Source organism: Lacrimispora sp. BS-2 (genome assembly GCF_040207125.1).
In the GTDB taxonomy this organism is placed as follows: Bacteria; Bacillota; Clostridia; order Lachnospirales; family Lachnospiraceae; genus Lacrimispora.
In genome coordinates this window covers 3,853,204-3,868,964 of record NZ_CP157940.1, presented here as the reverse complement: position 1 = coordinate 3,868,964, position 15,761 = coordinate 3,853,204, and the positions used below count along the sequence as shown (strand labels likewise).

Annotated in this window: 16 protein-coding genes, 2 tRNA genes and 2 pseudogenes; 2 read left to right on the top strand and 18 right to left on the bottom strand. The window is 44.6% G+C overall.

Annotated elements, in window-relative coordinates:
* Window positions 1-40: 40 nt before the first annotated feature.
* Together ABFV83_RS18185 and ABFV83_RS18180 are read right to left on the bottom strand one after the other, a co-directional pair.
* Window positions 41-196: a hypothetical protein gene (locus tag ABFV83_RS18185; RefSeq protein ID WP_349945844.1), complete on the bottom strand. Its 156-nt coding sequence runs from the start codon at window positions 194-196 to the stop codon at window positions 41-43.
* A 192-nt stretch (window positions 197-388) separates the two neighbouring features.
* Window positions 389-1,834, bottom strand: coding sequence for an aspartate ammonia-lyase (locus tag ABFV83_RS18180; RefSeq protein ID WP_349945842.1), 1,446 nt, complete (start codon window positions 1,832-1,834; stop codon window positions 389-391).
* A 133-nt stretch (window positions 1,835-1,967) separates the two neighbouring features.
* On the opposite strand from ABFV83_RS18180, the gene ABFV83_RS18175 reads away from it, so the two are divergent.
* Window positions 1,968-2,909 (top strand): LysR family transcriptional regulator, encoded by a 942-nt coding sequence (locus ABFV83_RS18175; RefSeq protein WP_349945840.1) that lies wholly within the window; start codon window positions 1,968-1,970, stop codon window positions 2,907-2,909.
* An 82-nt stretch (window positions 2,910-2,991) separates the two neighbouring features.
* Here the strand turns inward: ABFV83_RS18175 and ABFV83_RS18170 are convergent.
* The 13 genes and pseudogenes from ABFV83_RS18170 to ABFV83_RS18110 form a co-directional block, all read right to left on the bottom strand.
* A tRNA-Leu gene (locus ABFV83_RS18170) sits at window positions 2,992-3,077 on the bottom strand.
* Window positions 3,078-3,117: 40 nt separating this feature from the next.
* Window positions 3,118-3,199 (bottom strand) — tRNA-Tyr (locus tag ABFV83_RS18165).
* Window positions 3,200-3,280: 81 nt separating this feature from the next.
* The gene (locus ABFV83_RS18160) at window positions 3,281-5,344 is read right to left on the bottom strand and encodes a glycoside hydrolase family 13 protein (RefSeq protein ID WP_349945839.1); all 2,064 of its coding nucleotides are present in this window, start codon (window positions 5,342-5,344) and stop codon (window positions 3,281-3,283) included.
* A gap of 372 nt (window positions 5,345-5,716) precedes the next feature.
* A complete protein-coding gene (ftsH, locus tag ABFV83_RS18155; RefSeq protein ID WP_349948949.1) occupies window positions 5,717-7,534 on the bottom strand; it encodes an ATP-dependent zinc metalloprotease FtsH in 1,818 nt (605 codons plus the stop codon).
* Between the two features lie 12 nt (window positions 7,535-7,546).
* A complete protein-coding gene (gene hpt / locus ABFV83_RS18150; protein ID WP_349948948.1) occupies window positions 7,547-8,074 on the bottom strand; it encodes a hypoxanthine phosphoribosyltransferase in 528 nt (175 codons plus the stop codon).
* A 96-nt stretch (window positions 8,075-8,170) separates the two neighbouring features.
* Window positions 8,171-9,493, bottom strand: a pseudogene (gene tilS / locus ABFV83_RS18145) (tRNA lysidine(34) synthetase TilS); the annotation flags it as partial.
* A gap of 74 nt (window positions 9,494-9,567) precedes the next feature.
* Window positions 9,568-10,954 (bottom strand): annotated as a pseudogene (locus ABFV83_RS18140) (SpoIIE family protein phosphatase).
* Window positions 10,955-11,231: 277 nt separating this feature from the next.
* Window positions 11,232-11,555 (bottom strand): septum formation initiator family protein, encoded by a 324-nt coding sequence (locus ABFV83_RS18135; protein ID WP_349945837.1) that lies wholly within the window; start codon window positions 11,553-11,555, stop codon window positions 11,232-11,234.
* 17 nt (window positions 11,556-11,572) lie between these two features.
* Window positions 11,573-11,929 carry a spore cortex biosynthesis protein YabQ gene (gene yabQ / locus ABFV83_RS18130; protein WP_349945835.1) on the bottom strand — a complete coding sequence of 119 codons (357 nt, stop codon included), beginning with the start codon at window positions 11,927-11,929 and terminating at the stop codon, window positions 11,573-11,575.
* Window positions 11,930-11,946: 17 nt separating this feature from the next.
* Window positions 11,947-12,231: a sporulation protein YabP gene (yabP, locus tag ABFV83_RS18125; RefSeq protein ID WP_054738199.1), complete on the bottom strand. Its 285-nt coding sequence runs from the start codon at window positions 12,229-12,231 to the stop codon at window positions 11,947-11,949.
* Window positions 12,232-12,320: 89 nt separating this feature from the next.
* Window positions 12,321-12,560, bottom strand: coding sequence for a S4 domain-containing protein (locus ABFV83_RS18120; RefSeq protein ID WP_054738198.1), 240 nt, complete (start codon window positions 12,558-12,560; stop codon window positions 12,321-12,323).
* Window positions 12,561-12,563: 3 nt separating this feature from the next.
* The gene (locus tag ABFV83_RS18115) at window positions 12,564-12,866 is read right to left on the bottom strand and encodes an HU family DNA-binding protein (protein ID WP_268875600.1); all 303 of its coding nucleotides are present in this window, start codon (window positions 12,864-12,866) and stop codon (window positions 12,564-12,566) included.
* 63 nt (window positions 12,867-12,929) lie between these two features.
* Complete coding sequence (locus tag ABFV83_RS18110; protein ID WP_349945832.1) at window positions 12,930-13,322, bottom strand: MazG nucleotide pyrophosphohydrolase domain-containing protein; 393 nt, start codon at window positions 13,320-13,322, stop codon at window positions 12,930-12,932.
* A 199-nt stretch (window positions 13,323-13,521) separates the two neighbouring features.
* Between ABFV83_RS18110 and ABFV83_RS18105 the strand changes: the two genes are divergently transcribed.
* Window positions 13,522-14,502, top strand: a complete 981-nt coding sequence (locus tag ABFV83_RS18105) for an MBL fold metallo-hydrolase (protein WP_349945830.1) — start codon at window positions 13,522-13,524, stop codon at window positions 14,500-14,502.
* 103 nt (window positions 14,503-14,605) lie between these two features.
* Here the strand turns inward: ABFV83_RS18105 and ABFV83_RS18100 are convergent, their stop codons facing one another.
* The 3 genes from ABFV83_RS18100 to ABFV83_RS18090 all read right to left on the bottom strand — a co-directional run bounded on the left by ABFV83_RS18100 (window position 14,606) and on the right by ABFV83_RS18090 (window position 15,722).
* Window positions 14,606-14,749, bottom strand: a complete 144-nt coding sequence (locus ABFV83_RS18100) for an AE-binding protein (RefSeq protein WP_349945829.1) — start codon at window positions 14,747-14,749, stop codon at window positions 14,606-14,608.
* Window positions 14,750-14,792: 43 nt separating this feature from the next.
* Entirely contained in the window at window positions 14,793-15,341 is a 549-nt protein-coding gene (gene spoVT / locus ABFV83_RS18095; RefSeq protein WP_349945827.1) for a stage V sporulation protein T, read from the bottom strand.
* 195 nt (window positions 15,342-15,536) lie between these two features.
* Window positions 15,537-15,722: a hypothetical protein gene (locus tag ABFV83_RS18090; protein ID WP_054738453.1), complete on the bottom strand. Its 186-nt coding sequence runs from the start codon at window positions 15,720-15,722 to the stop codon at window positions 15,537-15,539.
* Window positions 15,723-15,761: the final 39 nt, after the last annotated feature.

Here is a 15,761-nt window from a genome sequence, read left to right as displayed (position 1 = left end):
AATACTCCTCCAGCTTCTGAGTTATTTTTTCAGAAACCAGTTACGAAGTTTCCTTTAAGCTCTTGGCCAAGGATCTCCGGGTCGTATGATAGGTCAGATAAATGGAGCCTATGGACAGTACGAATACAATGCAGATGATACATCCAATGGTGAATGTTACCAGTTCCTTTTTTATTCCCTTGTATTTCCTTTTCATATTATGTTATCCTCCGATATCCATTTTACCCCTCTGTCATTACAATTACAGCGGTCTAATGCGTATATCGGCAAATTTTCAGATAACTATATATATTTTACCAATGTTTTACATTTATTTAGGCTATTTTTTACAAACTGGGCAAACAGTGTCCTGTAAAATGATTTTCGCCTTGTTTTCTCTATTGCGTATCTATGCCTCCCGTTTTTTGTTTAATAATAAATTTTTGCCTGATATCCCTGGCTCTGTCATATGTACCGGATCTAATATGAGGTCCAGTTCTTCTTCACTTATAAGTTTTTCCTGCAGAATTAATGTTCTTACGGATTTGCCGCTATTCATGGCTTTCTTAGCAATATCTGCCGCTTTTTGGTACCCAACATGGGGACAAATCGCTGTGATGATTCCCACACTGTTTTCTACTAAATAACGGCATCTTGTTTCATTAGCCGTAATACCGGATACGCAGTTATCTACAAATGTCTGTACGGCATAGGCAAGAGTGTCAATCGACTGGAACATACAATAAAAAATAATCGGTTCAAATGCATTTAATTCTAATTGTCCGGCTTCTGCGGCCATGGTGATGGTTACATCATTGCCTATAATATTAAAGGCCACCTGATTTACAACTTCGGGAATAACCGGATTTACTTTGCCGGGCATGATTGATGAACCATTTTGCTTAGCAGGAAGGTTGATTTCCTGAAAGCCTGTTCTTGGTCCGGAAGACATCAGGCGAAGATCATTGGCAATTTTAGACAGTGTTACAGCGCAGGCCTTGACTGCACCTGATACGGCAACGAAAGAGTCAAGATTTTGTGTTGCATCGATCAAATCTGAAGCCTGCACCAATTCCATATTTGACACCTTGGCTAAATTAGGCACAATACGTTTCAAATAACTCACATCTGCATTGATACCTGTCCCTATAGCTGTTCCGCCCATATTTAAAGTACACATTTCTTCCATGGCTTTGTCCATGCGGCGGATATCACGCATAATTGCTGTTGAATAGGCTGTAAACTCCTGGCCCAGCCGAATGGGAACTGCATCCTGCATCTGGGTGCGTCCCATCTTTAAGACATGGTCAAATTCGACAGCTTTTTCACAAAATGCTTTATTCAGCCGGAGAAGTTCTTTTTTCAAATTTTTAAGAAGTCTTAATGAAGTCATTTTCCCGGCGCTTGGAATGACATCATTTGTGGACTGGCCGCAGTTTACATGATCATTGGGATTCACAATGGAATAATCGCCTTTTTGTCCGCCCAGAAGTTCAATGGCCCGGTTGGCTATCACTTCATTGGCATTCATATTCAGAGAAGTTCCTGCTCCGCCCTGGATCGGATCAACGATAAAGTCTTTATGGAATTTTCCAGCCAGAATTTCATCACATGCCTGAACAATGGCTTCTGCAGTTTTTTTGTCCAGAAGATTGATCTCAAGATTGGTAATTGCTGCTGCTTTTTTTATGTAAGCAAGGCTGTTAATGATTTCAGGGTGAATGTTGAGACCGGTAATATGAAAGTTTTCTGCCGCACGAAGTGATTGTACGCCATAATACACATTCCCCGGTACACCTTTGACTCCTATGGAATCCTTTTCTATCCGGTAATCTTTGTTATTTTTATTATCCAATGATATATCCTCCATAATTGGCAAAATGCCATTTTGTATTGTATTTATTATAGAATTTATATATAATATAATCAAATACGTATATTTCTATAACAAGTATAACTTTAGAGTTATATAACCAAATGGGAGGTTCATGATGTTTAAGGGAATGGATTATGTATACATGGTGTACAAAGAACAAAGTTTTTCCAACGCAGCAAAAAAATTATTTATCTCTCAGCCTTCCCTAAGCGCTACCATAAAAAGAATAGAAAATAAAATCGGCTATCCGATTTTTGACAGAAGTACAAAGCCTTTGACTCTGACGGAATGTGGAGAAAAATATATTAAGTCTGTGGAGGAAATGCTTTTTATTGAAAGTGACTTTTACAACTTTGTGAATGACTGGGGAGATTTGAAAATTGGAAAGCTGGTCCTGGGAGGAAGCAGCCTTTTTTCTTCATGGGTACTGCCTCCTTTAATTGGCGAATTTACCCGGCGCTTTCCAATGGTTAAGGTGGAGCTGATTGAAGAGAGCACAGCCGCATTGGCATCCTATCTCCAAAATGGCAGAATTGATTTGATGATTGATAATTGTTCTCTGGACAAAGCCATATTTGACAGCCGCATTTACAAAAAAGAACATTTGCTTCTGGCTGTGCCGAAAACCTTTGAAATTAACCGGGAAGCAAAGCAGTACCAGGTTCCGGTAAAACGGATTCTTGATGGTTCCTTTTTGGAAGAAAATATTAGACCGGCACCGCTTAAACTGTTTGAAAAAGAGCCATTTATTATGCTGAAGCCTGAGAACGATACAAGGAAGCGCGCAATAGAAATTCTGCAGGAGTACGACATTGCTCCAGAAATTGTATTTGAACTTGACCAGCAGCTTACTTCTTATAATATAACCTGTTCAGGAATGGGAATATCCTTTATTAGTGACACACTGATCGCACAGGTTCTGTCTCATCCAAATGTTATCTATTATAAGATCGAAAGTAGCATTTGCCAGCGAAACTTATGTTTCTATTGGAAGACCGGCAGACGCTTCACCCGGGCAATGGAGGAGTTTTTGAAAATTACGGGGAACAGATAAGATTGATATACCTGGATTTCTCATTTTTAAACGCCAAAAAACCTTGTGCTCCATATCAGAGTACAAGGTCTCTTTTTCATCATGCCGGCGACCGGAATCGAACCGGTACGGGAGATTAGTCCCGCAGGATTTTAAGTCCTGTGCGTCTGCCTGTTCCGCCACGCCGGCATTCTCATATACCGCATCAGTTCTTAACAACGGTACGGACTGGGTGGAGAAGGATTCGAACCTTCGAAGTCGTCGACAACAGATTTACAGTCTGCCCCCTTTGGCCGCTCGGGAACCCACCCATGCTTTTTATTAAGCAAGCGAGTGTTATTTTATCACAGGGACATTAAAAAATCAAGGTTTTTTATAAAAAAATAAATTTTCTAATTCTGGTCCGCCACAAGCAAAACAGAGCTTGTTCCCGGCATGGAGACAAGCACCTGGCCGTCCATCACCTCATAGGGAACTTTGCCTGCATTGTACCCGTTTTCACAGGTCAGCATGTATCGGGACATGATTTCTCCATCCTTCATTCCCAGCTGCCATACAGGGATACTGATCTGCCGTTCTTCTGCCAGGTTATTGACCGCCACGGCACAAATGCTGTCCTTCCAGAAACGCCCGTAAGAAATGAGATGGTTCCCGGCAAGAAGCTGCTTTAAGGACCCAAACCGCAGTGCCGGTATGCTGTGATGAAGTCCTGTCATATACCGGTGAAACTCGATCAGCTCTAAATCCTCTCTGCCCCAGGGATAGGTTCTCCGGTTATCAGGATCTGTCCAGCCGCAGACACCGGCCTCGTCTCCATAATAAATCGCAGGTGCACCGGGCCAGGTCATCTGGATCATGACCGCCTCTCTGAAAATCCCCTTATGAATGCCCTGGGAAGCTGCTTCCGGCCCCAGAGTGGAAGTCCGTCCCACCCGGCCATTGGTTCTGGTCATAAAGCGGGAATGGTCATGGTTTGACAGTTCATTCATAGCCGTCTGAATGGAGCCTGTCATCATACGGCTCATATGGTAGTTCATGGACTTAAAAAAGCTTTCTCCGTCGCCAAACAGACTTAAGTTGCTTTCATCGCTGTGCTTTTCCATTCCCGTCAAAAACCAGGTTACCGGCTCCATGAAGGCATCATAATTCATGACCGTATCCCACTGGTCCCCCTGGAGCCAGCCAGACGGGTCACCGTAATGCTCTGCCAGTACAATGGCATCCGGATTAGCCTCTTTTACCGCCTTTCGGAAATCTCTCCAGAACTTATGGTTGTATTCGCTGCTGTGGCCTAAATCTGCCGCCACATCAAGACGCCAGCCATCTACGTTGTAGGGCGGGGAAACCCATTTCCGGGCAACTTGCAGGATATACTCATACAAAGTCTGGGAATCCTCATAATTAAGCTTTGGAAGAGTTTCATGCCCCCACCAGCCGTCATAGGAACGGTTATAGGGCCAGGCTCCTTCATCGTGAAATTTAAAAAATGTCCTGTATGGACTGTCCTTTGACACATAGGCTCCGGGCTGGTATTTTTCAGACATCTCATAGATCCGTTCTCCATCCAGCCATTTATTAAACGAGCCGCAATGATTAAATACCCCATCAAGGATGACCCTCATCCCCCGCTTGTGCACCTCTTCCACAAACCGGGCAAAAAATTCATTGCTGGCTTCTAAATTCTCCTTATCCGTAGTCCGGATCATGTATTTTGTGGCAAACCGGTTATCCTTTGCATCGGATGCTACCGGCTGCCCTCCATCCTTTACAATCACGCCATAATGAGGATCAATGTAGTCGTAATCCTGGCAATCATATTTATGATTGGATGGGGAGACAAAAATAGGATTAAAATATATTACATCAACGCCAAGACTTTTTAAATAATCCAGCTTATCCCATACCCCCTGCAGATCGCCGCCGTAAAAATCCCTTACGTCCATCTGGTCAGGATACTTCCCCCAGTCCTGTACATTGGATACCGGACGGCCAATGTATACATACTCTCCGTCCACCACATCGTTGGACTCATCTCCATTGCAGAACCGGTCCACATAAATCTGATACATGACAGCCCCTTTTGCCCAGTCAGGCGTAGAAAAACCGGGGACAATGCGAAAGTAAAACCCTTCCGGATTATCCCCTGAAACCCCCAGCCGGTTATAGTAGCAGACTTCTCCGCCTTTGACTACCTTAAAGCTGTAGCTGATTTTCTCATGCCCTGCCGTCAATCTATGTTTATAATAATCAAATAGCCCGTCAGATTCTGCCTTTTCCATGGCAGTCTCATCCTTTAATCCCTCCTGGATATAACAGACCTGGTCTGCATTACCCTTTGCTGTTCGGAAAAGCAGAATCACATCATCCCCCACACCGGGTTCAGCCGGGAATCGGAAGCTTTCTGTCTCATCAGTAAATAACGCATCTCTATTTAACGCCTCAGCCTGGAAGCACATATGATTTTCATTTCCTTTCTCATTGTCTATACATTCTATTTTATCCGATTAAATCCAAATATACAACCCTGCCTTTTTAACTAACAGGCATAAAAAACGGCCAGCGGGGCAGCTGACCGTTTTTCGGAGAAGGTATTTCGTTTCTTATGGGGTGTAGCAAAAACTATATAATGTATTGGGGGGGTTTACGATTATTACTATACCACGGCTGTGAAAATAAGTGTGCACAAACATCATTTTTTTACTTATATTTTTTTATGCATTTTTCCTTTAGTTCTGCACTAGGCACAAAAAAGCGCAGATTCCGGGGTGAAAACTTAGATATTTTCCCAGACTCTGCGCTTCTATCCTATTTAAGCCTGCAGAGGGTTTTTAACCTTCTGCTGCTGCAGGAAACAAACTTTCAAATTCCTGCTGGCCGATCTTTTCTTTTTCCATGAGCAGCTTACAACAGGCGTGAAGAACCTCTTCATGCTTTAAGATGATGTCTTTCGCCTTTTCATAGCACTCATCAATGATCCGCTTTACTTCGTTATCAATGGTATTGGCTACCTGGTTGCCATAGCTCTTGGCATGAGCCAGATCACGGCCGATAAAGACCTCATTCCCGTCATTATCATAATTTATCATGCCCACTTTATCAGACATTCCGTACTGGGTCACCATAGCCCTTGCTGTGGCCGTGGCCTGCTTGATATCCTGGGAAGCTCCGGTGGTAATATCGCCGAAAATGATCTCCTCTGCGATTCTTCCGCCTAAATCCACCATGATATCCTGAAGCATCTTGCCTTTGGTATTGAACATATGGTCATTCTCCGGCAATGGCATGGTATATCCGGCCGCGCCGATTCCCGTAGGAATGATGGAGATGGTATGCACCGGGCCTTCATCCGGAAGCAGGTGGAATAAGATCGCATGGCCTGCCTCATGATAAGCTGTAATTTTCTTTTCCTTTTCGGTTATAACCTTGCTCTTTTTCTCAGCTCCGATTCCAACCTTTACAAAAGCTCTGTCAACGTCAGCCTGATTGATAAATTTCTTGCTGTTCTTCGCCGCATAAATGGCGGCTTCATTCATAAGGTTCTCCAGATCCGCACCGGTAAATCCCGCTGTTGTCTGGGCGATCCTCTTTAAATCCACATCTTCTCCCAAAGGCTTCTCCTTGGAATGAACCTTAAGGATCTCTTCTCTTCCTTTTACGTCAGGCCTTCCTACTCCTACCTTCCGGTCAAAACGTCCGGGACGCAGGATAGCCGGATCCAGGATATCCACACGGTTTGTAGCCGCCATAACGATGATTCCTTCATTGATCCCGAAGCCATCCATCTCAACCAGAAGCTGGTTTAAGGTCTGCTCCCTCTCGTCATGTCCACCGCCCATACCCGTTCCTCTGCGTCGGGCTACCGCATCAATCTCATCAATGAATATGATACAGGGCGCATGCTTTTTCCCTTCTTCAAACAGGTCTCTTACACGGGAAGCGCCCACACCTACAAACATTTCCACAAAATCGGAACCGGAAATGGAGAAAAACGGCACTCCGGCTTCTCCTGCCACTGCCTTGGCTAAAAGGGTCTTTCCTGTTCCCGGAGGTCCCACAAGGAGGATCCCCTTTGGAATGCGTGCTCCCACGCTGGTATACTTCTGAGGATTCTTTAAGAAATCAACGACTTCTTCCAGCTCCTCTTTTTCCTCTTCAAGCCCTGCCACCTTACTGAAGTTCACCTTATTGGCATCCTTTGCAAGATGAGCCCGGCTTCTTCCAAAATTCATCATTTTGGCATTAGCGCTTCCTGCCCCTGCCCTGGCATTCATCAGCATGAAAAGAAAAACTAAAACTACCGCTGTGAGAATCAATGGAAGCGTAATGGTCAGGAATAAGTTTTCCTTTTGTACTGCATCCACCGTATAGGTGATTCCATTGCGGTCCAAACGGTCCTGAATCTCAATGACATTGGACACATTGGCCTGTTTTGATGAGTTGTCAGTCATGGTCATCTCGATCCTTCCCGTTGGGGGCGGATCGTTCTGCCTGATAGTTGCCGAGGCTATGGTCCCATTATCAATCGCCTGCATCAGCTCCTGGTTGGTAATGATTCCACTCTTTTGGGGCAGCCTACTGGCAAATAAAAGCATGATGACCAGAAGGAGCAGAAAGCCCAAGCCTCTGAATGGTTGCTGTTGTTTCAACATGCTGCCTCCTTATTGCTGTTCTATAACTCCAATATATGGTAAATTCCTGTATATCTGATCGTAGTCAAGACCATATCCAACGATAAACTGATCCGGCACGGTAAAACAGGTATATTTCACCTTGACCTGATCTTTCACCCGGCGCTCCGGTTTATCAAGAAGAGTACACAGCTCAATGCTGTTTGGATTTCTCTGCTTTAACACCTCGATCAGATAGGCCAGAGTATTGCCGGAATCAATAATATCCTCCACGATCAATACATCCTTCCCTTCAATGGGATCATCAAGGTCCTTGGTGATCTTGACGATTCCGCTGGATACCGTTCCGGCACCGTAACTGGATACGGACATGAAATCCATGGTAAGCGGCAGATTGATCCGCTTTGCAAGCTCACAGGTAAAGAAAACGCCTCCTTTTAAGATACAGATCAGATGAAGGGGCTTTCCTTCATAATCCCTGCTGATCTTTTCTGCTATTTCTTTTACTCTTGCCGCTACCTCTTCCTCTGATAACAATATACGTATCTTATCATCCATTATCTTTTCCTCTTTCCTGCCCTGTATTTTCGGCATAGTAGTATGCCCGGAGAGTGTTCCTCCGTTTAACTGCATTTGTATTACTGTATGGGTATCATCTGTTATCTTATAATATTCACTGATCCGGTATCCGATGACCCAGAGGACATGAGAACCATCCGCTACCAGCGGTATTTTTCCCCGTTCCTCTTTCGGAATCTTCTCATCAATCATAAATGCCTTGACTGTTTTTCTGCCGCCTCCGGCCAGTGTCATGTAATCACCGGTTTCCCGATACCTCACAGACAGTGCACATTTGATTTTATCATAATCAAACCATTTCGTATACCCGTTTTTGGGAATTTTCTGGCCTTTTTTGTAAGGAAAGACCTTAAAATCCAGTTCAGGCAGCAAAACAGCCCTTTCCTTATCCACAGGTCCTTCCTGTTTTTTTCTTTTTATCCACAATTCATCATAAATACGCACCCCAATAAGTCCGCAGGGCAGATCCACCTGCCTGCTGTCAGAACCAAAAATAAGCGCTGCCGCGCTTTCCACGTGAGTCATGGTAATATTCTTCATGGATTCATTGACAGACCGGATCATCCTCCGGATCACATAGTTCTTTATAATGTCATCTTCCGCCAAAAGAGTTTTTACATCAATCCCCCGCGCCGTTACTCTTCCTGCGTCATCTGTTTCCAATACTCCCCGGGCCTTTAATATGCCTTCCGCCTGTTTTTCCAGATACGCATCCGCCTGTGCGGCCATTTCTCCCGCATGAAGGATGTTTTCCCCTGCCCGTCTGTTGACTTCTTCCCTGATCTCCGGCAAAATCCGCCTTCGTATGCGGTTCCTTACATAATCCGTCTGGGCATTGGTGGAGTCCTCACAATAAGATATCCCTTTTTCCGCCAGATATGCAAGAATTTCCTCCCTTCCAACAGACAGCAGAGGGCGGACAATTTTGTCACGTACCGGGCGCATTCCTCCAAGCCCCTTTAATCCTGTTCCACGGAACAGATTATAAAGAATGGTCTCAGCCTGATCATCCCTGTGGTGGGCCACCGCTATTTTTGTGCCCGAAAAGTCCAGGAGCTCTTTCTCAAAAATCTGGTAACGCAGATGTCTTCCCGCTTCTTCCACCGACATGCCATGTTCCCTGGCATAAAGGGCTGCATCCACCCGGACGCAGGCAAAAGGCACTCCCACATCTTCTGACAGCTTTCTGGCGTAATCACTGTCCCGGTCCGCCTCTTTCCCTCTTAAACCATGATGGACATGAACTGCCTTTAACTTAAGCCCCAGCTCTTCCCTAAGTTCATTTAAGACTACAAGAAGACAGACCGAATCGGCTCCTCCGGAAAGCGCCACGATGACGCGGTCCCCCGGAGCAAACAGCCGGTTCCGTCTGATATAATCCAATATCGTTCTGTACATTCAGTCACCTTCCTTAGTTGATTTTCTCCCCTCTATATTATAAATATACCCATAAAACATGTCTGTTGCAATTATTATTTTCTTTTCCATATTCCGGCGGCAAGAACCGTCATATCATCTGCCGCCCTTTCGGCAAAGGATCTTGCGAACAAAAGGATCCTGTCAGCCATATCCTGAGGATTCTTTACCGGCATTCCGGAAATGAACTCCGTCAGCATCAGTTCCTTGTCATCTGCAGGAAGGGCATCTAACACGCCGTCGCTTACCATGATGATCCGGTTATCATCCCACAGCTTTTTAGACAGGAGAACCGGCTCCACCGGGTTTATGATGCCCATGGGAACCTCACCGGCTTCCAAAAGCTCCACTCCCTTTTCGCTGAGAATAAAGGTGGCTGCCGCTCCCAGCTTCATTGCCTCCAGTATTCCGGTCTTTAAATCAATACAGCATAAATCCAGGGTGGCCGGATGCTGGGAGATTCCGGTCAAAAGTAAGACCGTATTGACCATTTTAAGGGCTGCTCTGGTGGAAAATCCGGCCTCCAACAGCCTTTGTGTCAGCTCGATGACCTGTCTGCTCTCCTCCTCGGCCACCCTGCCGCTTCCCATACCGTCCGAAAGGCTCATAATAGCCTGTCCAGGCTGGACTTGTCCAAAGGAGTAATTATCTCCGGACACCTCTTCCCCGGTTTTTACCGCCTTTGCCACACCGTAGAGGACCCGGTACTCTCCCTTTTCTACAAACCGTATGGTATCGGCCTGCTTTGTCACCAGGTTCCTGCCGTCAGGGGCCACCGTCCATTCCCCTTCCTCTATGGCATTTTCCAGGATCTCCGCGGCCTCCTTTACCGTTACGCACCGGCCGTTTAAGGTCCTCATGGTCAGAAATGCTTCTCTTTGATGATTTTCGTATTCTAAAATGAGCATCTTTTCAACAATAATATGATTTCGGCGGAATGCCCGCTTTATTTTCATCCTCCCAATCCGGAGTTATGTCAATCGAGTGCTCCACCTGATGAGAGAACTCCTCCAGGATCACGGCAAGTTCCTTAAACTGGACGATAACCGCGTCCCGGCTTTCTAAAAACCGGTTTTTCCAGGCCAGATTCATGGTGGCCCTGCCAAGCCCCCGATTCAGCTGGGCCATGTAATCATCCTTCCTTTTACAGGTTTCCAGAAAAAAACGGGGCATGTCCCCGTAGTCCACACTCCCTTTTTGTTCAAATGCATGAACCAGATATTGCAGATAATATTGATTGTCCTGTTCTTTGCCGGAATACACAATGCATTTGTTGCAGCCTGCACATACCATAGCCGCTGCCGTCTGCAGGGCTGCAATGCCGTCTTCCTTTGTAAGTCCCTGTTCTGCTGACAAGTCATCTGTACAAGCTCTGGCAAGCTCACCTAAAGAGTTTGCCATGTCGTTTAATCTTTTTGCCGTATATACATTCACATCAGCCATATCGTGATGTGCCGCCTTACGTCTGAACACAAAAATCCCTCCTGCCTGTATCATGCTTTAAACCATATTATGAAAACAAGTTCTCATAATCGGATGGATGGTGCAAAAGCAGCACCTTTTTATGAAAAACTAAAATACAGTTTATCATAAACCACATTATATACAGACAGAAGGAAAATATTTGTCAAAATGGCTGACTCTTGATGTAAAATTGTACGACAGCTTTCCCCTTATTTGTCCAAGCTTTTTGGACGTCAGGTGATACCCGCAGGAGGCCTTAATGCCTTTGTGACGGCTTCAGTAAAATCTCGTCAGGATTTACAAGTCCCAGCTTCTGCTTAGCGACTTCTTCGATATATTGTTTGGTCTGGACATAAACCCGGTATTCCTCTAGTTTTTGGGACCGTTCCTCTTCCTTGTCCACCTGAGCCTGAAGATTTTCCAGACGGAGCTCATATTCCCGCTCTTTTTCTTTTAATGTAACTCCCTTAATGGTAACAATCACGGCAAGGCTGAATACGACAAAGGTAATTCCGATAATCGTCATTCGATTGCCCCACCTGTCTTTTCTCTTTCTTCTTGATTTTCCCATTTTGTCCATACAATCACCAATCACCTTTAGCGCTGCTTCCTTTTGGGGTTACAGCCTTTAGCTTTCATTTTAAGGTACTTCCGAAAATGTTTCAAGAGTTTTATAAAATGTTTACTTACTATTCTATCATACAAAAACATTCCAATAAATACTCCAGTAACGGCATATCCTCTTAATCCTCCGTCATTCTGTTCATACAGCAGAGAAAATGTGACCAAGGCAGCATATACCCAGTATATCATGTCCTCTATTCCTATAAACACATAGGAATGGGGAATGAAAATACGGAAAATACGTAACAGGTCATATGTGATCATAAGCCCTGCGCCTGTTAAAAAGCTGTAGAGCAGAAGTTTTACTTCATAAATGATATGAACGCTCATATGACTCCTTCTAGTTCTTATTTAAACAGCCGGGAAATCATGGATTCCCCTGACCTGCGCAGAGCTTCATTGGAGGAATAGGTAAGACTCTCAATATTGCCGTTTAGATCCACTTCCCCCTTTTCAAGAGTCAGGCGGCTGACATGGAGTCCCTTTCCCTTTAAAGTCAAAAGTCCCATATCAGTATCCAGTACCACCTGGTTCTCATCAAAGGACACTACTTCCCGTATTCCTGTCATCATACCGGAACCCCGGTTTTCTATTGTCAGCCTGTGGGGGCGGATATTCACCTTTTCTTCCATACAAAAACCTCCTAATATACCTGTATAAAGTATATTAGGAGGCACGCTCCAATATTACAGAAATTTATCGTACGTATCGAAACTATGAGCTAGAGATAACGGTAAAGCTCTTTTGCTTCATCCTTTTTTACCGTTTCCACTACATCAAGAACCTCAACCTTCACAGAGCTAGTCCCAAAATGGATTTCTATTATGTCGCCTTCCTTAATGTTTAAGGACGCTTTCGCAGGCTTTTCATTTACAAGTACACGGCCTGCATCACAGGCTTCGTTAGCCACGGTTCTTCTCTTGATTAAGCGGGAAACTTTAAGAAACTTATCCAGTCTCATGAATTAAGCATTCACCATATCCTTTAAAGCCTTTCCAGCTTTAAATTTCGGTGTTTTGGAAGCAGGGATGTTCATAACTTCGCCGCTCTTTGGATTTCTTCCTTCTCTTGCCGCTCTTTCAGATACCTCAAATGTACCAAAACCAACTAACTGGATTTTCTCGCCTTTAACCAGTTCTTCAGATATTACATCTGTCAAAGCTTTAACTGCCTTCTCCGCATCCTTTTTGGACAGCTCTGCTTTTTCTGCAACTGCTGCGATTAACTCTGCTTTGTTCATTGATATCTTCCTCCTAGAATGTAGCACCAGGCTACGATTTTTCGCATAACACGATTACTATATCATTTATAGCTGTTTCTCCCGTTTTTGTCAAGGTTTTTCGCACTTTTGAAGGGCTTTCTCCTGCTTTTTTATTGCATCCCAAAGAGCCTGTCCTTCCTGCTGCAAACCGGCCATTTCGCCGCCAAAAACATGGGGGTGTCTGCGTACCATTTTTTCACAGATTCCGTTCACCACATCATCAAAGGAAAAGTCTCCCTTTTCCTTTGCGATCCGGCTGTAAAGCATTATCAGAAACAGGATATCTCCCAGCTCCTCGCAAAGGTTTTCCATATCCTCATGATCAATGGCGTCAAGAACCTCACCGCTCTCCTCTTCCAGGCATTTTTTCAGACTTTCATAGGTCTGCTCCCTGTCCCAGGGACAGCCTTTTTCGGATCGCAGTTTATTTGTAATATTTACTAAATCTTCAAAAGTATACATGATTCCGCCTCCTTTTGCCGTTATTATATCATGAAAAAAATGAACCAGGCACTACTTTACAGCCTTTGGAGAATGCTTTCTTTTTTAATTCTGAAGATTTTCTGACAATTGTTCTTTCCCCCTGTTAAAAAAGAGCCTGTTCTTATATAATAATAGAGATTATTTTAAAGAAGTTATGCTAATGAAAACGGAGGTAACCATGAAAAACTTCAGCATATGGAAAAAAATAGCGGCTTGTGTGCTGTTTTTGAACATTGTATTTACCGCATTTACCACAGAGCTTCTGACACCCAGCGTTTCTGCCGGGGAACTGACTGCGCGGAGCATGGGATTTGGACCGGCACTTAACATTGGGCCGGGAAGCAAGATTTTTAACGGAGGCAGCTTATCCCTGCTTTCAGATTACGACAACCGGCAAATGCTTTCCATGATTTTACAGGACAAGAACGGAACCCTTGTGGTCATTGACGGCGGCTGGGATATTGATGCGGACCACTTGACGGAAGTGCTCCGTTCCAAGGGCGGACACGTATCCGGATGGTTTATTACCCATCCTCATTCAGATCATGTGGGAGCACTTGTTAAGATTTTAGGCAACCCGGACAGCCAGATTACCATTGACAATGTCTATTATTCCCTGGCGGATCAGTCCTGGTATGAAAAAGTTGAGCCTCATCGGGCGGATTTGGTAAACAACCTGCGGTCAGCCCTTGCAACTCTCCCTGCCGAAAGGCTCCACACCGTGCAAAAGGATCAGGATATCCAGCTGGGCCAGATAAAAGCCAGGGTTTTAAATAATCCTTATCTTCTGGATGCCACCTCTGTAAATAACAGCTCCGTTGCTTATAAATTTTTCTTAAACGATGTGAGCATCCTGGTATTAGGTGATATGGGACCGGAAGCCGGACAGCTTCTGGCTGCGGAACGCAGCGCGGAAGATTTAAAAAGCGATATTGTCCAGATGTCCCATCATGGCCAGTACGGCGTCAGCCAGGAAGTATATACAATCATAAAGCCCCAGATCGCCCTGTGGCCCTGTCCGCTCTGGCTGTGGAATAACGACAACGGCGGCGGAACCGGAAGCGGGGACTGGAAAACTCTTGAGACCAGGAAATGGATGGAAGATCTGGGAGTAAAAGTAAATTACTGTATCAAAGACGGAGACCAGATTATTTATTAGTGGCTCCGCTGAAAAAAGAAACGGCATTGGAACACGATAACTCATGTTCCCGCCGTTTCTTTTTTGTGCGGGCAATGAACCGGATTATGGCATACGCGTCCGGTTAATTTCCTCCGGGACCATCCCGTCTTGGCCGTTCCGATTCCGGTAATGGTTCAACATAGAATCCATCTTTATATGGTTCCGTATCAATTTCCGGAATATCGCCATCGCTGTAATCATCTTCCTGGGGTACAAAAACCTTCATATCTGTTCACCTCCTGATTCATGTATGCTGATTGTCAGCCTGATCAGCCTTCCATCTGGCGGCCTAAAAATCCGGCTGCCGTCGTAGCCAGCTTAGTTTCCATATCTCCAAAACGTGCTCTTGGCTCTCTGCTTAATAAGGCTACCGCTCCAATGGCATCGCCCTCACAGATGATGGGAGCCACCACCTGAGCTGTTATTCCTTCCAGGTTTTCTCCTGAAAGCGCGATAAAGCTCTTGTCATCCTTTCCGGCCACAATTACCGTCCGTTCATTGATAATGTTCTCTAATTGCTTGCTGATGGTCTTCTGGAGAAGTTCCTTTTTAGATCCTCCTGCCACTGCAATGATCTGATCTCTGTCGCTGATACATACGGTAAGTCCGGTAGTTTGAGCCATGGCTTCTGCATACTGGGAAGCAAAAGCAGTAAGTTCTACCATCGGAGAATATTTCTTTAAAATGATTTCTCCTTCCCTATCTGTAAATATTTCAAGCGGAGTCCCTTCTCGTAACCGGAGCGTCCTTCTGATCTCTTTCGGTATCACCACACGTCCCAGGTCGTCAATCCTTCTTACAATACCAGTTGCTTTCATAATAAAAATTCCTCCATCTTGTGCGTTTTTATATCACTGATATTATTTTGCTACGAATGCAACAGATTATACTTAAGTCTGCCATTTTTCCCAAAATTTAAAATCAGGGCCGACTTGTTAAAAAAAAGTCGAACCCTGATTTTCTAATTAGACTTAGATTATTACTTGAAGAAGTTGGGGTTTTCCTATCCCAGGTTAGAAATCACCCTGCCTGACGTGGCGAACCACTTCTTTTGAGGATGACAGATATCCCTCATGGGCCATCTTTGCGGCCACGTTATCTGGAACTGGAGTTACAAAATGGTTTTCAAAAGAACCATATTTTTGAATCGTCAATTCATTTGATACTCGCTGTAGAAGATACATACCTAAAACGTCCATAGCTACCACCTTTCTCCGAAACATTAATGGGAACAAAGA